General features: G+C 67.9%; 1 protein-coding gene. It reads left to right on the forward strand.

Features of this window, described 5'->3' with window-relative positions; genetic code table 11:
- On the forward strand, positions 1-1,003 hold a 1,003-nt coding region (locus ACFWGZ_RS41035; RefSeq protein ID WP_382456980.1), incomplete at its 5' end, for an IS701 family transposase.
- Between the last annotated feature and the right edge of the window lie 263 nt (positions 1,004-1,266).

Below are 1,266 nucleotides of genomic sequence, written 5' to 3' on the forward strand. Positions count from 1 at the left end.
GGAATACGTCGCCCACAAGCTTGGCGCGGACGACGGAGTCCTCATCATTGACGACACCGGGTTCATCAAGAAGGGCACCACCTCCGCCGGGGTCCAGCGCCAATACTCCGGGACCGCAGGTCGCACCGAGAACTGCCAGATCGGAGTCTTCGCCGCCTATGCCACCGCCCGCGGCCGGGCTTTGGTCGACCGCGAGCTGTATATCCCCAAGTCCTGGGCCGAGGACCGCGAACGCTGCCGCGCAGCCAAGGTCCCCGACGACCGGGATTTCGCCACCAAGGGTGAACTGGCCCGGCGCATGGTGCTGCGTGCCCTCGGCTCGCCGCTGCCCATCACCTGGGTCACCGCGGATTCCGCCTACGGACAGGAGAGCCGCTTCCGCCGACTGCTGGAGCAATCGGGCGTCGGCTACGTGCTGGCCGTGCCCAAGTCCCAGTTCACCGTGGGTTGTCCCCGCATCGAGGGCCTGTTCGCGCAGGCGCCGGACGAGGCGTGGGAGAAGACCTCATGCGGCAACGGCGCGAAGGGACCGCGCGTCTACCACTGGGCGGCGGTGCGACTGCCGGCCGTCGCCGAGTTCGACTACCAGGGCGAAGTCCCTCACCGGATGCGGTGGGCGCTGGCCCGTCGCAGCATCCGCAAGCCCGACGAGATCGCCTACTACCTCGCCTACGCCCCTTTGGAGACCACCGCCCAGGAACTGGTGCGAATCGCCGGGACGCGGTGGGCGATCGAGGAGTGTTTCCAGGCCGCGAAGAACGAGTGTGGCCTGGATCAGTACGAAGTCCGCCGTTACCCGGGTTGGTACCGGCACATCACCCTGGCGATGCTCGCGCACGCCTTCCTGGCAGCCACGGCGCACCAGGCCCGTGAAAAGGGGGCAGAACGGGTGAGGCAGCCGGGACCATCGAGCTCACAGTGGCGGAGGTCCGGCGACTCCTGGCAGCTTGTCGGCCCCGGCCCCCGCACCTGCACGGACATCGAGGCCGCCACCACGCGGTGAGCTGGTCGAACTGGCGCCGACGACACCAGGCAGTCGCCCGCCGCTGTCATTACCTGCGGCGTTGTCGCACGATCGAGGGGCGGCCACCGTGAAGCCGCCCCTGACCACTCCACAACCCGCCACACTCCAGCCGCCCAGCGAAACCCGCAGGTCAGACTGCAAAATCCTGCTGGAGTACTAGGTCCTGGCATACAACACGACCAGGATCCCGCCGAGTGCCTGTCGGACCGTCACTCGCGAGTGCTCTCCACATGGTGTAACGG

Origin of the sequence: Lentzea sp. NPDC060358 (assembly GCF_042725365.1) — a bacterium.
In the GTDB taxonomy this organism is placed as follows: Bacteria; Actinomycetota; Actinomycetes; order Mycobacteriales; family Pseudonocardiaceae; genus Lentzea.